The sequence below is a fragment of the Kitasatospora sp. NPDC001132 genome, from assembly GCF_053598415.1.
On record NZ_JBSFKF010000003.1, the window covers coordinates 145,952 to 163,265 of the forward strand.

The 17,314-nt window shown below is 73.8% G+C and carries 20 protein-coding genes and 1 other RNA gene; 11 read left to right on the forward strand and 10 right to left on the reverse strand.

Going from position 1 to position 17,314, the window contains the following annotated elements:
• Window positions 1–29: 29 nt before the first annotated feature.
• Window positions 30–875, forward strand: a complete 846-nt coding sequence (map, locus tag ACWDBE_RS05030) for a type I methionyl aminopeptidase (protein WP_449789241.1) — start codon at window positions 30–32, stop codon at window positions 873–875.
• Between the two features lie 51 nt (window positions 876–926).
• On the opposite strand, the gene ACWDBE_RS05035 is transcribed toward map, so the two are convergent.
• Entirely contained in the window at window positions 927–1,622 is a 696-nt protein-coding gene (locus ACWDBE_RS05035; protein ID WP_392869550.1) for a bifunctional DNA primase/polymerase, read from the reverse strand.
• Between the two features lie 431 nt (window positions 1,623–2,053).
• Here ACWDBE_RS05035 and ACWDBE_RS05040 point away from each other — a divergent pair, with 431 nt between their 5' ends.
• Together ACWDBE_RS05040 and ACWDBE_RS05045 are read left to right on the forward strand one after the other, a co-directional pair.
• Window positions 2,054–2,272 carry a hypothetical protein gene (locus tag ACWDBE_RS05040; RefSeq protein ID WP_392869552.1) on the forward strand — a complete coding sequence of 73 codons (219 nt, stop codon included), beginning with the start codon at window positions 2,054–2,056 and terminating at the stop codon, window positions 2,270–2,272.
• Window positions 2,273–2,314: 42 nt separating this feature from the next.
• Window positions 2,315–2,512, forward strand: a complete 198-nt coding sequence (locus tag ACWDBE_RS05045; protein WP_449807234.1) for a hypothetical protein — start codon at window positions 2,315–2,317, stop codon at window positions 2,510–2,512.
• Window positions 2,513–2,584: 72 nt separating this feature from the next.
• Here ACWDBE_RS05045 and ACWDBE_RS05050 read toward each other — a convergent pair whose 3' ends face one another.
• On the reverse strand, window positions 2,585–3,265 hold the full coding sequence (locus ACWDBE_RS05050; protein WP_449807235.1) for a PadR family transcriptional regulator: 681 nt from the start codon (window positions 3,263–3,265) through the stop codon (window positions 2,585–2,587).
• A gap of 154 nt (window positions 3,266–3,419) precedes the next feature.
• Between ACWDBE_RS05050 and ACWDBE_RS05055 the strand changes: the two genes are divergently transcribed.
• Both ACWDBE_RS05055 and ACWDBE_RS05060 read left to right on the forward strand, forming a co-directional pair.
• Window positions 3,420–3,818, forward strand: coding sequence for an ACT domain-containing protein (locus ACWDBE_RS05055; protein WP_392869558.1), 399 nt, complete (start codon window positions 3,420–3,422; stop codon window positions 3,816–3,818).
• A 98-nt stretch (window positions 3,819–3,916) separates the two neighbouring features.
• Window positions 3,917–4,174, forward strand: a complete 258-nt coding sequence (locus tag ACWDBE_RS05060; RefSeq protein WP_449789237.1) for a Prokaryotic metallothionein — start codon at window positions 3,917–3,919, stop codon at window positions 4,172–4,174.
• 48 nt (window positions 4,175–4,222) lie between these two features.
• Here ACWDBE_RS05060 and ACWDBE_RS05065 read toward each other — a convergent pair whose 3' ends face one another.
• The 3 genes from ACWDBE_RS05065 to ACWDBE_RS05075 all read right to left on the reverse strand — a co-directional run bounded on the left by ACWDBE_RS05065 (window position 4,223) and on the right by ACWDBE_RS05075 (window position 6,016).
• Window positions 4,223–4,456, reverse strand: a complete 234-nt coding sequence (locus ACWDBE_RS05065; RefSeq protein WP_449807236.1) for a hypothetical protein — start codon at window positions 4,454–4,456, stop codon at window positions 4,223–4,225.
• A gap of 372 nt (window positions 4,457–4,828) precedes the next feature.
• Window positions 4,829–5,473 (reverse strand): GNAT family N-acetyltransferase, encoded by a 645-nt coding sequence (locus tag ACWDBE_RS05070; protein ID WP_449807237.1) that lies wholly within the window; start codon window positions 5,471–5,473, stop codon window positions 4,829–4,831.
• A gap of 78 nt (window positions 5,474–5,551) precedes the next feature.
• Window positions 5,552–6,016 carry an ATP-binding protein gene (locus ACWDBE_RS05075; RefSeq protein WP_449807238.1) on the reverse strand — a complete coding sequence of 155 codons (465 nt, stop codon included), beginning with the start codon at window positions 6,014–6,016 and terminating at the stop codon, window positions 5,552–5,554.
• A gap of 205 nt (window positions 6,017–6,221) precedes the next feature.
• On the opposite strand from ACWDBE_RS05075, the gene ACWDBE_RS05080 reads away from it, so the two are divergent.
• Window positions 6,222–7,484, forward strand: a complete 1,263-nt coding sequence (locus ACWDBE_RS05080; protein WP_449807239.1) for a transcriptional regulator — start codon at window positions 6,222–6,224, stop codon at window positions 7,482–7,484.
• A 207-nt stretch (window positions 7,485–7,691) separates the two neighbouring features.
• Here the strand turns inward: ACWDBE_RS05080 and rnpB are convergent.
• Both rnpB and ACWDBE_RS05090 read right to left on the reverse strand, forming a co-directional pair.
• Window positions 7,692–8,089: RNase P RNA component class A (gene rnpB, locus ACWDBE_RS05085), an RNA gene on the reverse strand.
• A 13-nt stretch (window positions 8,090–8,102) separates the two neighbouring features.
• Window positions 8,103–9,605 (reverse strand): MFS transporter, encoded by a 1,503-nt coding sequence (locus ACWDBE_RS05090; RefSeq protein WP_449789234.1) that lies wholly within the window; start codon window positions 9,603–9,605, stop codon window positions 8,103–8,105.
• A 210-nt stretch (window positions 9,606–9,815) separates the two neighbouring features.
• Here ACWDBE_RS05090 and ACWDBE_RS05095 point away from each other — a divergent pair, with 210 nt between their 5' ends.
• Entirely contained in the window at window positions 9,816–10,268 is a 453-nt protein-coding gene (locus ACWDBE_RS05095) for a DUF3995 domain-containing protein (protein ID WP_449789233.1), read from the forward strand.
• Between the two features lie 42 nt (window positions 10,269–10,310).
• Window positions 10,311–11,096: a peroxide stress protein YaaA gene (gene yaaA / locus ACWDBE_RS05100; protein ID WP_449807240.1), complete on the forward strand. Its 786-nt coding sequence runs from the start codon at window positions 10,311–10,313 to the stop codon at window positions 11,094–11,096.
• A 20-nt stretch (window positions 11,097–11,116) separates the two neighbouring features.
• Here yaaA and ACWDBE_RS05105 read toward each other — a convergent pair whose 3' ends face one another.
• From ACWDBE_RS05105 to ACWDBE_RS05115, 3 genes are read right to left on the reverse strand one after another with little or no spacing between them, the layout of a single operon-like run.
• Window positions 11,117–12,253 (reverse strand): bifunctional RNase H/acid phosphatase, encoded by a 1,137-nt coding sequence (locus tag ACWDBE_RS05105; protein ID WP_449807241.1) that lies wholly within the window; start codon window positions 12,251–12,253, stop codon window positions 11,117–11,119.
• 4 nt (window positions 12,254–12,257) lie between these two features.
• Window positions 12,258–13,001, reverse strand: coding sequence for a zinc ribbon domain-containing protein (locus tag ACWDBE_RS05110; protein ID WP_449789230.1), 744 nt, complete (start codon window positions 12,999–13,001; stop codon window positions 12,258–12,260).
• A gap of 23 nt (window positions 13,002–13,024) precedes the next feature.
• Complete coding sequence (locus ACWDBE_RS05115) at window positions 13,025–13,861, reverse strand: Nif3-like dinuclear metal center hexameric protein (RefSeq protein ID WP_449789229.1); 837 nt, start codon at window positions 13,859–13,861, stop codon at window positions 13,025–13,027.
• A gap of 547 nt (window positions 13,862–14,408) precedes the next feature.
• On the opposite strand from ACWDBE_RS05115, the gene ACWDBE_RS05120 reads away from it, so the two are divergent.
• From ACWDBE_RS05120 to ACWDBE_RS05130, 3 genes are all read left to right on the forward strand, one after another.
• Complete coding sequence (locus ACWDBE_RS05120; protein WP_449807242.1) at window positions 14,409–14,750, forward strand: hypothetical protein; 342 nt, start codon at window positions 14,409–14,411, stop codon at window positions 14,748–14,750.
• Window positions 14,747–16,738, forward strand: coding sequence for an alpha/beta hydrolase family protein (locus ACWDBE_RS05125; protein WP_449807243.1), 1,992 nt, complete (start codon window positions 14,747–14,749; stop codon window positions 16,736–16,738). The genes ACWDBE_RS05120 and ACWDBE_RS05125 overlap by 4 nt, the downstream gene beginning before the upstream one ends.
• A 363-nt stretch (window positions 16,739–17,101) precedes the next feature.
• Complete coding sequence (locus ACWDBE_RS05130; RefSeq protein ID WP_449807244.1) at window positions 17,102–17,275, forward strand: hypothetical protein; 174 nt, start codon at window positions 17,102–17,104, stop codon at window positions 17,273–17,275.
• The last annotated feature ends 39 nt before the right edge of the window (window positions 17,276–17,314 follow it).

The following is a 17,314-nucleotide window of genomic DNA, read 5'->3' on the forward strand; positions in this document are numbered from 1 at the left end:
CGGATCGGCCCGGCGACTAGACTCGCGGCATGGCTCTCGTACCCGGCATCCAGTCCCCCATCCGCAAGGTCCCGGCGAACATCGCGCGCCCCGAGTACGTCGGCAAGCCCGCGCCGACGCCGTACACCGGGCCCGAGGTGCAGACCGCCGAGACGATCGAGAAGATGCGGATCGCGGGCGGGATCGCCGCCCGGGCGATGGAGGAGGCGGCCAAGCTGATCGCCCCCGGTGTCACCACCGACGCGCTGGACGCCGTCGCCCACGCGTACATGTGCGACCACGGCGCCTACCCGTCCGACCTCGGCTACCGGGGCTTCCCCAAGTCCGTCTGCACCTCGATCAACGAGGTGATCTGCCACGGCATCCCGGACTCGACCGTGCTCCAGGACGGCGACATCGTCAACATCGACGCCACCGCGTACATCCACGGGGTGCACGGCGACCTCAACGCCACCTACCTGGTCGGCGACGTGGACGAGGAGTCCCGGCTGCTGGTCGAGCGCACCCGGGAATCCCTCAACCGGGCGATCAAGGCGGTCAAGCCGGGCCGTCAGATCAACGTCATCGGGCGGGTCATCGAGTCCTACGCCAAGCGCTTCGACTACGGCGTGGTGCGGGACTTCACCGGGCACGGCATCAACACGTCGTTCCACTCCGGCCTGATCATCCCGCACTACGACAGCGAGCGGGCCACCGAGGTGATCAAGCCGGGCATGACCTTCACCATCGAGCCGATGCTGACCCTGGGCACCTACGACTACGAGATCTGGGAGGACGGCTGGACCGTCGTCACCAAGGACCGCAAGCGCACCGCCCAGTTCGAGCACACCCTGGTGGTCACGGCGGACGGCGCGGAGATCCTCACCCTGCCGTGACCCGCGGCGCCGTGACCCGCGCAGCGGTGTCCGGCGCCGCCCGGTGGGCGTCTAGCCGATCAGCCACTGCTCCTCGGCGACGGCGCCCACCTCGGTGCAGGCGTCGGTGAGCACGTCCAGGACGCGCAGCGGGTCCGGCAGCGGCTGCTCGGGCCCGCGCAGCCACCGCACGTGGGAGCCGTCCGGCAACGCGGCCGGCGGCAGCAGGGTGTACGAGCCGCGGCAGTGCCAGCGCAGGCCGGGGTGCTCGGACATGGTGTCCGGGGTGGAGTCGAGCGCGCTCGGCCACCACTCGTCCTCGTCCTGCGGGGTGCCGCGGGTGGCGGTGAAGAAGAGGTAGCGGTCCTCGCCGACGGCGGCGACCGGGCCCTCGACGCCCAGCGCCGTCAGCCGTTCCAGCGCCAGCCGGCCGGCCTCCGCCGGGACGTCCAGCACGTCGTGCACCCGGCCGGTGGCGGTGACGAAGTTGGCCTGCGGGTCGCGGGCGAGCCAGCGGGAGAGCTGTTCGGGGTCGGTGGTGGCCTGGGTCTGCCAGGCGAAGGAGACCGGGTGCTGGGCGGGGGCCGGGCAGGCCACCCGGTCGCAGGAGCACCGGTAGCCGGCCGGGTGGGTGGCCGGCGCGAGCGGGAATCCGGCGCGCACCGCGCCGAGCAGCTGATCGAGTCCGGCGGCCGGGTCGTCCGAGCCCCCCGCCCGCTGACGATCACGCTTCTGCCACCAGGTCGTCCACCTGCTGCCGGCTTCCATCGGGCCCCTTCCGCGCAACTGCCGTGCCTGGTGCGACACAGCGTTCGACGTACCACTCGACGCAACGCACGGCACCCCCGGCTGCTTCCCGGGGTGCTCGGCCCTGACGTCCGCGCCCTGCCGGCCGCGGCCCGGGGTCACCGGACGGCCGACGCCCGGGTCACGGTACGCAGTCGCGGCAGCACGCTGTCCGCGCCAAGTCGACCGGAGGGCGCGCGGATTCGCGCCTCGACCGGCCCGTACGGGGCCCGCTGACCCGGGGTGGACCCCGAGGGCGTAACAGGAAGGATAAGGGTGCGGAGGGCTTCCGGATGACCGGGGGCGGTGCCTCTCCGGTCACACTCCCGACGCGGCCCCGGTCGCTCCGGGACCGCTCCCGGGCCGGTGCCCGGCCGGTCCCGGGTCCTCGGCGGAGGTGAGACCCTGGAGGGATGAAGAGCGCGGACACCGAATTCGTCGGCGGCCCCCTGGACGGAACGATCCTGCCGATCCCGCTGGGGCCGATACTCGGCGTGCCGAAGAAGTACAAGGTCCCGGTCCCCGCGCACGGCGAGGCCCCCGCACGCACACTGGTGTACGTCCGGAGCAAGCAGGTTCGGGGCCTGAGCTGGTTCTGGCGCTACGAGTACGACGAGGCGGCCTCCGGCTGACGGCCGCCCCCTTCCTCCGCACGCTCCCCCCGGGAGGTCGGCATGGCGAGGACGGTACGGCACCCGAGGAGCCGCTCCCGGGCGGTCGAGCACCACAACCGGCAGGTGGCCGGCGTCACCGGGCTGCTGCTGCCGGCGGTGTGCGTCCACAGCGTGGTCATCGGGCCGAGCGCCTGGCTCTGGTTCGGGTGGGCGGTGCTGCTGCTGGTGTGCGTGGCACTGTTCGTGGTCCGGCCGTGAGGCCGTCCCCGGACCGCCCGACCGCCCGACCGCCCGGGCAGCGGCACCGCCCGCCCCGTCCCCCAGGACCGGTCAGTCATCCTCGGCGAGGATGAGGTACAGCTTCTTGCGGGCCTCGGTCAGCACCGTCAGCCCCTTGGCGCGCTGCGCCTCGGTGCCGGTGGTCATGACCTGGCGGATCGCCTGGTCGACGGCGGCGAGCGCCTGGCCGACCTCCTGGACGGCCTCCCAGTCGACCTCCCGGCCGGCTTCCGCCCACGGCTCGGCCGGCCCGGCGTCGGCCTCGGCCCGGCCCGCCTCGGTGAGCGAGACCAGCCGCTTGCCGCCGACCTCCTCCGCGGTGATCAGACCCTCCTCCTCCAGCAGCTGGAGGTTGGGGTAGATCGACCCGGGACTGGGCCGCCAGGCCCCGCCGGTCCGCTCGGTGATCTCGGCGATCATCTCGTAGCCGTGCATCGGCCGCTCCTTGAGCAGCGCCAGCAGCGAGGCCCGGACGTCACCGCGCCGGGCCCGCCCGCCGCGCCGCCCGTGCGGACCACCGCGCCGGCCACCGTGCCCGCCGAAGCCGTGCCCGTACGGGCCGCCCATCGGCCGGCCGGGGCCGCCGCCGAACGGCGGGCCGAACCCGCCGAACGCCTCCCGACCCTCGCCCTGCCCGGGCATCCCCCGGAACCCCGGGCCCGGGCCGCGGCGCCGACCGCCGCCGCGCGGGTCCTCCCAGCGGAATCGCCTTCCCTGACGTTCTGAGCGCATCGCGCCCACCTCCTCGAATCCCAGAGGTTCAACGAGGCAGTCGAGTCACTGTCTCGATAGTTCGACGATATATCGGTGACTATCGCTCGTCAACGGATTCCGACACGCCCACGGAGCACCGCGCATCCCCCGCCCAGCCGCTACGGTGGCGGGCATGGCCGCAGAACGAGACCTCGCGACACTGCTGCGCGCGATGAGCCCGCAGCTCAACCCGGGGCGGTACGTCTACTGCACGCTCCCCGCGCGGGTGCCCGCCGGCATGCGGCCGGTGGTGACCGTCGCCGAGCCCGAGGGGGTGACGATGGTGGTCGCCCAGGAGGAGGCGGACGCGCTCGGGCTGCGCTACGAGTACGTGGCGGCCTGGATCACCCTGCGGATCCACTCGGCACTGGAGGCCGTCGGACTCACCGCCGCCGTGTCCGGCCGGCTCGCCGAGGAGGGCATCAGCTGCAACGTGGTGGCCGGCTTCCACCACGACCACCTGTTCGTCGCCGCCGACGACGCCGACCGCGCCGTCCGCGCCCTGGAGGAACTCTCCGCCCGTTCCGCCTGACGGCGACGCCGAGTGGCCGTCTCCCCGGGAGCCTCCAAGACTGGAAGTGACCGCGCGACCACCCCGGGCCGCGGCCCCACCGGAAGGAGACGGCCGCCATGGCAATCTGCGTCACCTGCGGCAACGACTACTGGCTGGCCTTCGAGATCAAGACGGTCACCGGCGACACCTACACCTTCGACAGCTTCGAGTGCGCGATGGAGAAACTCGCGCCACGCTGCGAACAGTGCCACGTCCGCATCGTCGGCCACGGCGTCGAGGTCGCCGGCATGTTCTTCTGCTGCGCCAACTGCGCCCGCGTCAGTGGCGGCCTCGGCGACCAGATCCGCGACGCCGTCGGCGCCCACCCCGCCTGAGACCGCCGTGCCCGCCCCGGCCGGGGCGGGCATCTCCCGTCCGGGGCGTCACCGCGTCGCCGAGGGCGGGGGGTCCGCGCACTCCTGGTCGTACTTGTGCTGGAGGTCGGACAGCCGCTTCTCGTCGTACGACAGCTGTCTGCGGTCCGCGGCCAGTCCCGCCTCGGTCTCGGAGACCCTCACCGGATCGGGAGGGTTCTGGGCGTTCAGCTGCGCGAGCCGGGTCTGGTCGTCCGCCACCGCCGTGTGGTCGCGGTCCACCGCGTGCTCGGCCGTGGTCATCCACACCCGCATGCGACTGCACGTGTCCTGTGCCGGAGGGGCCATGGTCGCGCCCCCTTCCTCTCGGATTCGGGCGTTGCCCGCTGCCTCCATCGTGGCGCCGCCCCGCCGCGGGCCGCATCCGGAACTCCCCGGCGGAGCCGGACCGGGCATGACGAAGGGCCCTGCGCCCTGTCGTTTCCGCAGGTCGCAGGGCCCTCGTGAAGCCAGGGGCGGAAGAGTCGGCCTGTACGCCGGGAACAGTCTCTTCACGAGCAGCGACCTGCGGAAACGTCGTTCCCGGCGGTCCGATCGCCACGTGATCGCCACACCTTCGGCGACCGCCACTCACTTCGCCTCTTCAGCGGCTCCTCGCCCGTCGTGAGGCTCTCGTCAGACGGTGGTGGTGCAGACGAATCCGAGGTCGGCTAGGCCCTCGCTCTGGCACAGCCGGTCGGATGCGCCCCCGGCAGCTGTCTGCAAGAGCTGGTAGTCGGCGCCGCACTCCTTGCCCCAGTGCATCGCCGAGCGCCACAGGAGCCGCCCGAGGCCGAGTCCTCGGTATTCCGGCAGAACACCGAAGTACTGCGGGAGGAGTCGTCGCCTACCGATGGGGTCGGCCATGGTCTCCATGGGGCCGATTCCGCCTACTACGCGCTCGTCCTGGACAGCGACCAGCACGGGGCCGACGCTGTCGATCCGGGAGTGCAGGAACACAAAGCCCTCGCCGGCCAGCTTCTCGGCGAACTCGGGGAAGGTGGTCCGGATGGCTTCGGGCTGTTGGCCGAGGGCCTCGATTCCCTCAACGGCAGGTGCGTCCTGAGTGCGGGGCGGGAAGTCACTTGCAGGACGGCCGGTCACGTCCAGGTCGGCCCACTGGGCGCGCACGGCGTCCGCGAGCCACGAGGGGGCGGTCTCGGCGGTACCCAGGGCGCGCAGATCCTCGTACTTGGCCCGCGGGAGCCGGAGACCACCCCGGCCACCGGGGCGCACCAACAGGTATTCGTCCAGGAACGGGCTGGCGATCAGGTCATGCACGTGTTTCCTCCTTCGCTGAGCGGCATTCGGTAGCTGTGACGCCGTGCTGGCCCACCTGCCGCAGTGCGTCTGGTGAGGTCAACCGATCTCGGCCCAAACCCATTTGCCGAATGGGGCTTCATCGACGCCCCAGCGGTTGGCGATGCTGTCGACGAGGCCCATGCCGCGCCCAGACGTCTCGGTGACCCCACTCTTGATGACCACGGGCAGAGTGCGCGACGAATCGCGGACCGTCAGTCGGAGCCGGTCACCGTCCAGCCCGAGTGCGACACACAGCCGGGTGCAACCGGTATGCCGGGCTGCGTTGCCGACCAGTTCCGAGACGATCAGCCGAGCTTCTTCCAGTAGATCGAGGCGGCCCCACTCGGTCAGCTTCTCCTGGACCAGGTGCCGGGCACTCCTCGCCGACTCGGGGGCGCAGGGCATGTGCCGCATGCAGCGGCGGCGCTGCATGGCGGGCACGTCAAGTGCGGCGGCCACCAAAGAAGTGTCGGCATGGATCGGGCCGTGCTTTGTGCGCGGCAGCGTCGTCCTGGTCGTCACAGCGGCCTCCGGTAGTCAGGGGCCGCCCGGCGCTCTTCCATGGAGCCGAGGGGGATCGGTGATTCCTCGCGCTGGGCGGCTGTTAGTCATTGAACGGCGCGGGCATGCCGTAGGAGAGGGGCCACGAAGGGGTGCATTTTCTGGCAGGGGGCCGCCAATGGGGCCGGAATTGATGCACCGTCAGCTTCGATCGAGGGGGCCACTTGTGAGCGGTGTCAGCCCAGACGGGATCGGCCGCCTGCTACGGGAGATCCGCGAGGCGCATCCGAAGAAGACACGCGCCGAGCAGGCAGAGTTAGTCGCCGCAGCAAGTGGTGAGTGGTGCGACTGGGAGACCATCAAGCGGTGGGAAACGGAGAAACGAATTCCGCAGAAACCCTCGTACCAGGGGATCGCCGACGCCTACGGTCTGACCGTGGACCAGGTGGCCGAGGCCGCCGCCGCCTCGCGGCGGTACCGGAGTGAGCGCAGCACGAAGGGCTACAGCGTGGACAGGCGGAAGTTCATCGGAGCAGGGATAGGAGCAGCCGCCGGCATCGTCGTGCTGCCCGATATCGCGCAGGCCCGCGAGGGGATCGCCGCCGCGCTCAGGCCATCCGGAGAGGGCGATCTCGCCTACCTGGAATCGGCGTTCGAGCGGCACCGGGGCGGCTACCGTGGCCGGGCACCGGAGGCGGTGCTCGCCGAGATGATGGGTGATCTCGATCTGCTGGGCGAGGTGCTGAACCGCCCTCACCCGACGCGTACCCGTGCAGACCTCGCCCGGACGGCGGCAGGCATTGCGGGCTTGGTGGCGATCGTCCAGCACGATCGCGGCGACCAGCGCGACGCCTACCGGTGGTTCGCCACCGCCGAGCAGGCCGCGCGAGAGTCCGGTGATCAGCGGATGATCGCGTGGGTGCTGGCCCGGCATGCCATGGTCCCGCTCAACTACGGCGCTCCTGGGGCTGCCGCTCGGATCGCCGAGCGGGCCCGGCGGGAGGCGGGGAGCAGCCCAACGGCGGCCGGAGCACTCGCTGCGGCCGTCACCGCGCGGGCTCAGGCGACCTCCGGAGACCTCGATGGGGCCCGGCGAGCACTGGACGACGCGCGCAATCTCGCGGAGCGCCTGGACGGCACCGAGGCGGCCGACACCTGGTTCGGCTACTCCGCGCAGAAGCACCACGTGCACCTGTCGCAGGCGTACACACTGCTGGGCGACACGGGCAGCGCCTACCAGGCGCAGGAGGACGCCCTGGCGCTCACGGATTCTCCGTCGGTGATGGTGCGCGCCCTGCTGGCAGTGGACACCGCCGCATGCCTGCACGTCGACGGCGACCCGTCCGGTGCCGCCGAAATGGCATCCGGGGTGTGGGAGCGGCTGCCGGCCACCTACCGTGAGGGTCTGATCCGATCCCGCGCCGAGACGCTGCATCGCCAGCTCACCGGTCGGCCGTACGCGCTGCTCGGGGAGGCGCTGGCCAGCTGAGTCGCGCGTCGAGTGCTGTCGCGATCAGCGCATGGGTCTCGGATGGCTGTTTCGACAGTTCTCACCGCCACGCGATCGCCACAGCACACCCAGAAACAGGCAGAAACAGAAACGAAGAGTCAGCAAGTGGTTACAGGCCTTCGAGGCATGAAAAGGCCCCCTGACCTGCTGTTTCGCAGGTCAGGGGGCCTTCCCTCAGGTCGGCGACGGAAGAGTCGGCCTGTACGCCGGGTTCTGTCTCCCGGGTTGCTCACGCGGCCCGGGGAGGCGGCCATCCATCTAGGGCTGCCGTTGCCGACAGCCTCGTGCGGTCCACCCGCGGACTCGGGCGAGCAGCCTTCGAACGTCCGCGCACGGTGCCCGAGGGCACCGATCTTGACCTTGCTCCAGGTGGGGTTTACCTAGCCGGCCGGGTCACCCCGGTCGCTGGTGGTCTCTTACACCACCGTTTCACCCTTACCCACCACGAAAAGCGGTGGGCGGTCTGTTTTCTGTGGCACTGTCCCGCGGGTCACCCCGGGTGGGCGTTACCCACCACCCTGCTCTGTGGAGCCCGGACGTTCCTCGGCGGGTCTGGGACCCGTCGCGACCGCCCGGCCGGCTCTTCCGCCGTAGTGGTCATCGTAGCCGCTCGGGCGGTGCCTCCTGTACACCGGACCGGACGGGCGGTGCCTCGGAGCCGAGGCGGGCCGCCACCCGGGCGGCCGTCGCGCTCGCCCAGGCGGTGGTGGTGGCCAGTCCGAGGGCGAGGACCGCGCCGCCGAGGCCGACCAGGATCCACCAGCCGGCGTGGCTGGCCGGGGCGAAGCCGGTCGCGACCGGCCCGACCACGGCCGAGGTGACGACCGTGCCGATCACCGCCACGCCCAGCGACTGGCCGACCTGACGGCTGGTCGAGGCGACCGCGGCCGCCACCCCCGCCTGGGCGCGCGGCATGCCGGCGACGGCGGAGTTGGTGATCGGCGCGTTCACCATGCCGAAGCCGAAGCCGAACAGCCCGTACGCGACCAGCAGCAGGGCCGGCGGGGAGTCGGCGGCGAGCCGGGTGAGCAGCAGCCCGCTCGCGGCGATGCCGAGGCCGGCCGCGACCAGCGGCAGGCGCGGGCCCCGGGCGGCGACGATCCGTCCGGAGAGCGGCGCGCAGACCAGCATCATCCCGGCCATCGGCAGGGTCCACAGGCCGGCCTCGACCGGGCTGTAGTGGCGGACGTCCTGGAGGTAGAGGGTGTTGAGGAAGAGGAAGCCGCCGAGCGCGGCGAAGGCGCAGACCGCGGTGACGGTGGCGCCGGTGAACGGCGCGCTGGCGAAGAACCGCGGGTCCACCAGCGGCTGGGCCACCCTCCGTTCCCAGAGCGGGAAGGCGATCAGCGCGGCCCCGGCGGTCGCGGCCAGGGCGAGGATCAGCGGGGAGGTCCAGCCGTTGGCCGGACCCTCGATGATCGCGGCGGTGCCGCAGCCGAGCAGCACGATCATCAGCAGCTGGCCCACCGGGTCCAGTCGGCGCGGCCGGGGCGCGCGGGACTCGGGGACGAAGCGGGCGGTCAGCGCGATGGCGGCGAGCGCCACCGGGACGTTGATCAGGAAGATCGACGGCCAGCCCGCGCCGTCCACCAGGAAGCCACCGAGCAGCGGTCCGAGCGCCATCGAGATGCCGACCACGCCGCCCCAGACGCCGATCGCCCTGGCCCGTTCCTTCGGGTCGGTGAAGGTGTTGGTGATGATCGACATCGCCACCGGGTTGAGCATCGAGCCGCCCACCGCCTGCAGCGCGCGGAACGCCACCAGCCAGCCCAGGCTCGGTGCCAGGCTGCACAGCAGCGAGCCGAGAGCGAAGCAGACCAGGCCGGTCTGGAACACCCGGCGGCGGCCGAAGCGGTCGGCCACCGAGCCGAACAGCATCAGCAACGAGGCCAGCACCAGGGTGTAGGCGTCGATGATCCACTGCAGCCCGGACGCCGGGGCGCCCAGGTCCCGCTGGATCACCGGCAGGGCGATGTTCACCACGGTGTTGTCGAGGCCGACGATGAACAGGCTCAGGCAGCAGATCGCCAGGACGAGCAGACGGCGGCGGGGCCCGAGGGCGGGCGCGGGCGCGGCGGTGCGGGGCTGGGGGGCGGGCACGGACCGATCCTCCCACCGCGGGACGTGCCCGGGCGGGTGGGCGGCGCGTCCGGGTGGCGGCGCCGGGGCGGCGGCGGGCGTGTCGCGGGCGGGCGCGGGAGCGGCGGCGGGCGGGCGCGGGCTTCCCCGGCTCCGGCGGGCGGGGGCCCGGACCGGTGTAAGCGCTCGTACGGTGGGGGCAGCCGACGGTGTACGAAGGGGGTTCGGGCGATGAGTGGTGTGGTGCGGGCGGCCGGGGGCGCGGTGGCCGCGGTCCTGGGGGCGACCGGGGTGCTGCACGCGGTGTGGACGGTGACGCCGTGGCCGCTGGGGTCCGCGGAGGAGTTCGCGGACGCCGTGGTGGGCCGGGGCGACGGGGTGCCGCCGGTGTCCGCGTGCCTGGTGGTGGCGGGGGCGCTCGGGGCCGGGGCGTACCTGGTGGGGGCGGAGGCCGGGGTGCTGCCGGCGGTGGGGCCGCGACGGCTGCGGCGGGCCGGGGTGCGGACGGTGGCGGTGGTGCTGCTGGCGCGCGGGCTGGCCGGTCCGGTGGTGTTCGGGCGGGTCGGTGAGCGCTCGGAGCGGTTCCGCCGGCTGAACGCGCGGTACTACTCGCCGCTCTGTGCCGCGCTGGGGGCCGGGGCCGCCGTGGTCGCGGGGGCGGGGTCGGGGCGGCGGCCGCAGTAGGGTTGCGGGGTTCGTCTGCAACAGATTGTCGAGGTGTCCGCTGTGCTGGTGCTTTTGCCGCCCTCGGAGGGCAAGTCCGGGTCCGGGGACGGCGCGCCGGTGGAGCTGGAGCGGCTGTCGCTGCCCGGGCTGACGGCGGCGCGCGGCGCGGTGCTGGACGCGCTGGTGGGCCTGTGCCGGGGCGACGAGGACACCGCCGCCAGGGTGCTCGGCCTCTCCCCCGGCCTGCGCGGCGAGATCGCCAGGAACGCCGCGCTGCCGACGGCCGGCGCCCGCCCGGCGGGCGAGGTGTACACCGGGGTGCTGTTCGACAACCTCGGCCTGGCCACCCTGGACGAGGCCGCGTACGACCGGGCCGAGCGTTCGCTGCTGGTCTTCTCCGGCCTCTGGGGCGCCGTACGGATCTCCGACCGGATCCCGTCCTACCGCTGCTCGATGGGCGTGAAACTCCCCGAGCTGGGGGCGCTCGGCGCGTACTGGCGGAACGCGACGGCCTCCGTGCTTCCGGACGTCGCGGACGGCCTGGTGCTGGACCTGCGCAGTTCCGCGTACGCGGCGGCCTGGAAGCCGGCCGGTGAGGTGGCCTCCCGCACGGCGACCGTCCGGGTGCTCCAGGAGCGCGACGGCAAGCGCACCGTGGTCAGCCACTTCAACAAGGCGACGAAGGGCCGGATCGTCCGGGACCTGCTGCTCGCCGGCGCCGAGCCGAAGACCCCCGACGCGCTGATGGAGGCGCTGCTGGACCTGGGCCACCACGTGGAGCTGGCGGCCCTGGGCACGGCGCGCAAGCCGTGGCAGCTGGACGTGGTGGTCACCGAGGTGCACTGACCCTCCCCCCGAGGGGCGGGTCAGCGCAGGTGCGAGGTGTCGTTGAGCAGCCGCAGCGAGGCGTTGCCGTCCGCGTAGTACTGGACGGCGCAGATCGAGGCGGCGGACAGCTCCATCCGGTACATCGAGTCCGGCGGGGCGCCGAGCGCCAGCCGGACCAGGGTCTTGATCGGGCTGACGTGCGAGACCACCAGCACGGTCTTCCCCGCGTACCGGGCGAGGATCTTGTCCCGGGCGACGCCGGCCCGGTGGGTGAGCGTGGTGAAGCTCTCGCCGCTGCCGGTCGGCTTGGCCTTGGCGGAGCCGAGCCAGGCGGTCAGGTCGTCCGGGTACCGCTCCCGCACCTCGGCGAAGGTCAGGCCCTCCCAGTCCCCGAAGTCGACCTCGCGCAGCCCGTCCTCGTACCGGACCTCCAGGCCGAGCCGGGCGGCGACGCTCTCGGCGGTCTGCCGGGTGCGGCGCATCGGGGAGGCGACGACCGCCTGGACGCTGCCGCGCGCGGCCAGCGCCTCGGCGGCCCGCTCGGCCTGCCAGCGGCCCTTGTCGGAGAGCTCCGGGTCGCTGCCGCCGCTGCCGGAGAAGCGCTTCTCCGGGGTGAGCGGGGTCTCGCCGTGGCGCAGCAGGACGAAGGTGGTGGGGGTTCCGAGGTCGGCGGGGGCGGCCCAGCCGGCCTTGGCGGCGGGGGGCTCGGGCAGGGGTTCCTCGACGGCGGCGGCCGCCGGCTTGCGGGGCTCCCACTGGCGCCCGGCCTTGCCCGCGTCCATCGCCTCGTTGGCCAGCCGGTCGGCGTCCTTGTTCCGCTCGCGCGGGATCCAGGTGTACGTGACCCTGGCGCGCGGGAAGACGGTGCGCGCCTCGGCGGCGAGCGGCTGCATGTCGGGGTGCTTGATCTTCCAGCGCCCGGACATCTGCTCGACGACCAGCTTGGAGTCCATCCGGACGTCCACCGAGGCGTCCGGGTCCAGCTCCCGGGCCGCCTTGAGCCCGGCGATCAGGCCCTTGTACTCGGCCACGTTGTTGGTGGCGTGGCCGATGAACTCGGCGGCCTCGGCGACGATCTGCCCGGTGTCCCCGTCGCGGACCACCGCGCCGTAGCCGGCCGGCCCCGGGTTGCCCCGGGACCCGCCGTCGGCTTCGACGATGAAGCGCGCCGTCACCGGCTCAGACGCCCGAGTCGGAGGTGCGGACCAGGATCCGCGAGCAGTTCTCGCAACGGACGACCTTGTCGGCCGGCTCGGCCTTGATGGCGTTCAGCTCGGTGATCGAGAACTCGGTGCGGCAGCCCTCGCAGCGGCGCTGGTAGAGGCGGGCCGCGCCGACGCCGCCCTGGGTCTCGCGCAGCTTGGTGTAGACCTTCAGCAGGTCGGCCGGGATGACGGCGGCGATGGTCTCGCGGTCGCGCTTGACCTTGTCGGCCTCCGCGTCGATCTCGGCGAAGGCGGCGTCGCGGCGGCCCTCGGCCTCCTTGAGCACGACGGTGGAGTGCTCCAGGCGGGCGGTCAGCTCCTCGACCCGGCTGGTGGCGCTCTCCTGGCGCTCCATGATCCCCAGCACGACGTCCTCCAGGTCGCCCTGGCGCTTGGCGAGCGAGCCGATCTCGTGCTGGAGGTTCTCCAGGTCCTTCGGCGAGGTGATCGCGCCGGAGTCCAGGCGCTGCTGGTTGCGGGCGGCACGGGAGCGGACCTGCTCGACGTCCTGCTCGGCCTTGGCCAGCTCGCGGGCGGTGTCGCCCTTCTGGGCCTCGGCGGCGACGACGAGGTCCTTCAGGGCGGTGTGGTCGGCGGTGGCCTTCTCGATCTCGGCGTGCTCGGGCAGGCTCCGGCGCCGGTGGGCCAGCTGGTCGAGCTTCGAGTCGATGGCCTGGAGGTCGAGCAGGCGGATCTGGTCGGCGGGCGCGGCGTTCAAGCGGAGTGCTCCTGTGAATCGGGTCAGGCGGTGAAGGACATGGGGGCGTGCGCGGTCCACGGGTCGGTGACCCGGTGGGAGACCTTGGTCTCCACGGCCCAGCCGCGCTTGTCGGCGGCGGCCAGCAGGGCCCGCTCGGCCAGGGTGAGCCAGGGCCACTCGGTGGCCCAGTGGGCGGCGTCGAGCAGCGCGACGGGCGCCGCCTCGGCGGCCTCGGAGGCCGGGTGGTGACGCAGGTCGGCGGTCAGGTAGGCGTCCACGCCGGCCGACCGGACGTCGGCGAAGAGGCTGTCGCCGGAGCCGCCGCACACCGCGACCCGGCCGATCAGCCGGTCGGGGTCGCCGGAGACGCGGACACCCGCGGCGGTGGCGGGCAGGCCCTTCGCCACCTGCGCGGCGAAGGCGGCGAGGGTCAGCGGGGGCTCCAGCAGGCCGATCCGGCCGGTGCCGCGGCGGCCCAGCGGGTCGGTCGGGTCCGGCACCAGCGGGCCGGTCACCCGCAGGCCCACCGCCTCGGCGAGGGCGTCCGAGACGCCGGGGTCGGCGTGGTCGGCGTTGGTGTGGGCGACGTGCAGGGCGATGCCGTTGGTGATCAGCGTGTGCACCACCCGGCCCTTGAAGGTGGTGGCGGCGACGCTGGTGGTGCCGCGCAGGTAGAGGGGGTGGTGGGTGACCACGAGGTCGGCGCCCCACTCCACGGCCTCGTCGACGACCGCCTGGACGGGGTCGACGGCGAACAGCACACGGTTGACCTCGGCCTGAGGGTCTCCGCAGACCAGGCCGACGGCGTCCCAGGACTCCGCCCACTGCGGGGGGTAGACCTCTTCGAGCGCGGTGATGACGTCGGACAGTTTCGGCACCTGTCGAGACTACCGTGCGCGCGGGGGCGGTCGGGCCTCGGCCGTTCGGCGGGCTGCCGGGGGAACCGTCGCCGCCGTTCGGACGCGGGAGCTGTGGGCGTACGGGTGCGCGTCAATCCGCGCCGGGAGGCGCCCGGCGGTCTCCACGCGCTCCGTACGCGGCCGCGCGCCGGGCGCCCGTTACTCACAGCAGTGTTCTCGTACGAATTCGAAACCGCGCCCTGATCACCCTTACGAGTGAAGTGACCGGCTCTGCGTTGAGGCTTCGGTTGGCTCGAAAGTAACTTCACTCCTGCGAACGGGAGTTGCCCCGGCGGCAGCCACGGCCAGCAGTCGGGCGGATGCCACGCCGGGCCGGACGGGATCCGGGTGGGCGCTCCCGCACCGGGGCGGCGCCGCCGCTCCTTCCGAGGGAACCGATCAGGCCGGGCCGCGCGCCCGGGTGCCGAGCGAGCAGTGGGCACCCGGGGACGGCGGCCGCGACGAAGGGATGTGGTGGCGGATGGGGGCGGGCACATCGCTGCGTACGGCCGGGGCGAGGGGATCGGTGGACCGCGGACCGGGAGCGGCGGGTTCGTGGCCGGAGACGACGCGGGCGGCACTGGCCGGCACCGACGCCCGCGAGGCGCTGCGGGACGAGGCCGCGCTGCTCGACCGGTCGGCGGGGCGGGGGCCGGCGCCGCGCCCCCTCGAACTGATCGAAGAAGAGGACTCCGTCTTCCTGGTGCAGGAACGAATCACCGGGCAGCCCCTGGGCAGCTGGGTGGCCGCCCGGCTGCGGCACGACGGCAGGCCCCGGCTCCGGCCGGCCCCGGCACCACCGGCCGTACGCCGGCAGCCGTCCGACCGAACGGACCCGTCCGGCACCACCGGGGTGAGCGGAGCATGAACGTGGCCACCCGGACCGCGACCCAGGCCCTGCGCCGGCTGAGCTTCGCCTTCGCCGCCGACGGCAGCCACGCCGCCTGCCTCGCCTCCGCCGCCGACAGCGGCTGGTACGTGGAGAGTTGGCGACTGCCGCCGGACGGCGAGCCGGCCGCGCCGACCCCGCTGCCGCTGCCCGGCAACCGCTCGGAGAGCCCGCGCTCGCAGCTGGTCGCCCTGTCGGACGGCTCGGTGCTGACCTGCCGGCACGACGGCGACCGGCACGACCTGGTCCGCCTCTCGCCCGGCGAAACCGGCACCCTGGAGCAGCAGTTGGGCTCACTGCGGATGGCCGGACTGCGCCTGCTGCCGCTCCCGGCGCGGGACGGCGCAGGCCCGCGGACGCCGGTGGCGGTCGCGCTCGGCAGCGACACCCGCCCGGCGACCACCGCCTGGCTGGTGCGCACGGACGGCAGCGAGCCCGAACGGGTCGCCGAGATCCCCGGGTTGCACGGCGGCGGCACCTGGCTGGACCGTACGGGCGCACTGCTCGCGCTGGACCGGGTGAACGCCGGCCTGGTCCGCAGCGTGGTGCTCGACCTGCGCACCGGCCGCACCAGCCCGCTGCTGGAGATCGGCCCGCAGAGCAACGACCGCCTGGTGCTGTTCGACCCGGACAGCCGGTTCGCGATGGTGCGCAGCGACGCGCCCGGCACCGACCGGCTCGGCTGGGGCGTCCTCGGCGCCGGGCAGCCGCTGCGGTTCCCGGAGTGCCTGCACGTCGCGGGCATGGTGTTGCGGCCGGTGGCACTGCGGGTGGCTGCGGACGGCCCGCGGGTCGCGGTGCAGATCGACCACGGCGCGGGATCGGCGCTCGCGCTGTGGCGGCCCTCGACCGGGCGGCTGGACCCGCTGCCGGTGCCGCCCGGGCGGCTCGGCGCGGTCGGTCACTGGGACGCGGCGGGGCTGCGGCTGCCGTACTCCTCGCCCGACCACCCGGCCGCGCTGGCCACCCTCGACGTGGACGCGCTGCTGGCGCACGGCCCGCTCCCGGCCGCCTCCGGACCGACGCCGCTGCCGCTGCGACTCGCGCCGCTGGCCTCGGGGCTGCCCGGCCCGTGGCGGGACACCGTCCTGCCCTGGCAGCCCGGCGGGGTGCGCCCGGTGCGGACCGAACCGCCGGGCTGGCGGCTCGACGGCAGCACCCCGCCCGGCGACGGCGGCCGCTGGCACCCCGCGCAGAGCCTCGAACTGGCGGGCCCGGCAGGCCCGTTGGAGGCCGTGGTGTACGGCGGGGACGCCTGGCTGAGCAGCCCACACCTGGTGCTGGCGCTGCACGGCGGCCCGGCGGACGCCTGGCGGCTGGAGTTCGAGCCGGCGCTGCAGCGGATGGCCGCCGAGGGCCTGGCGGTCGTCGCCCCCAACCAGCGCGGCTCCACCGGTTACGGCGTGGCGCACGCGCTGGCCATCCGGGGTGCCTGGGGCGGCCCGGACCTGGACGACGTCCTCCACCTGCTGGACGGCATCGCGGGCCAGCGCGCCGCTCTCGGCCTGGAGCCGCCGGCCCTCTTCGGGGTCAGTTACGGCGCCTTCCTGGCGCTGCTGGCGGCGGCGCACGCGCCGGCCGAGCAGGTCGCCCGCTGCGCGGTGGTCGCGCCGTTCCTGTCCGGTGCCCGGCTGCTGGCCGAATCGGCGCCCCCCGTACGGGCGTTGACCACCCGGCTGGGCGGCGGCGAGCCGATCGCGGACCCCCGCGGACCGCGCGACGTGCTGCAGCTGGCGCACCGGCTGAGCGCGCCACTGCTGGTGGTGCACGGCAACCGGGACGAGGTCGTGCCGGTGAGCCAGTCCCGCTCGCTGCGGCACGAACTGCTGCGGATCGGCCGGGTCGAGGGCGAGGACTTCCGGTACGTCGAGGCGGCCGGATCCGGGCACGAGGTGCTCGCCGACGAGGGCGCCGCCGTCCTGCACGAGCTGCTGGCCACGTTCCTGCGGACCGGCCGTCCGGGCTGACCTGGCCGTCCGGCTGACCAGGCGGTAGCCCTCCGGGCCCGGAGGCGCCGCGCTGGGCGATCCGAGTGAACCCGCCGCGGGTGGGCGCCGGTTGTCGGTCCGGCCCGTCCCCCGCCGCGGCGTCCCCGACCCACCCCGGACCGGGCGGCCGTCGGCTCGCTTCCGGGCCTCCGACCAGCCCGGGACTCGCGTCACGATCTCGATAGGATCTCGTCCGTCGCGGCGGTTATGGTGGCCGGGGCACGGGCCGCGATCACTGGCTGCGGGCGCGTACCGAGCGCCCGATCGGGGACCCGACCGTGCGCCACCGGCGCCGGCCGGGCGCCGATGACCTGCACCCTCCGCACGGAAAAGACGATTCTCATGTCCGACACCCTCACCGACACCACCGGACCCGCGGTTACCGGGACCGACGCCGACGAGAAGACGGCCAAGGGCACCGCGTCGCACGGCCGCCACCGCGGTGGCTCCGCCGCCGACGACAGCCCGGAGACCGACCCGCACGGCCGCCACCGCGCGGCCGGGGCGCGGGGCTGACCGAACCGGCAGCGGGCCCGCCGGGAGTGCCCCCACTCC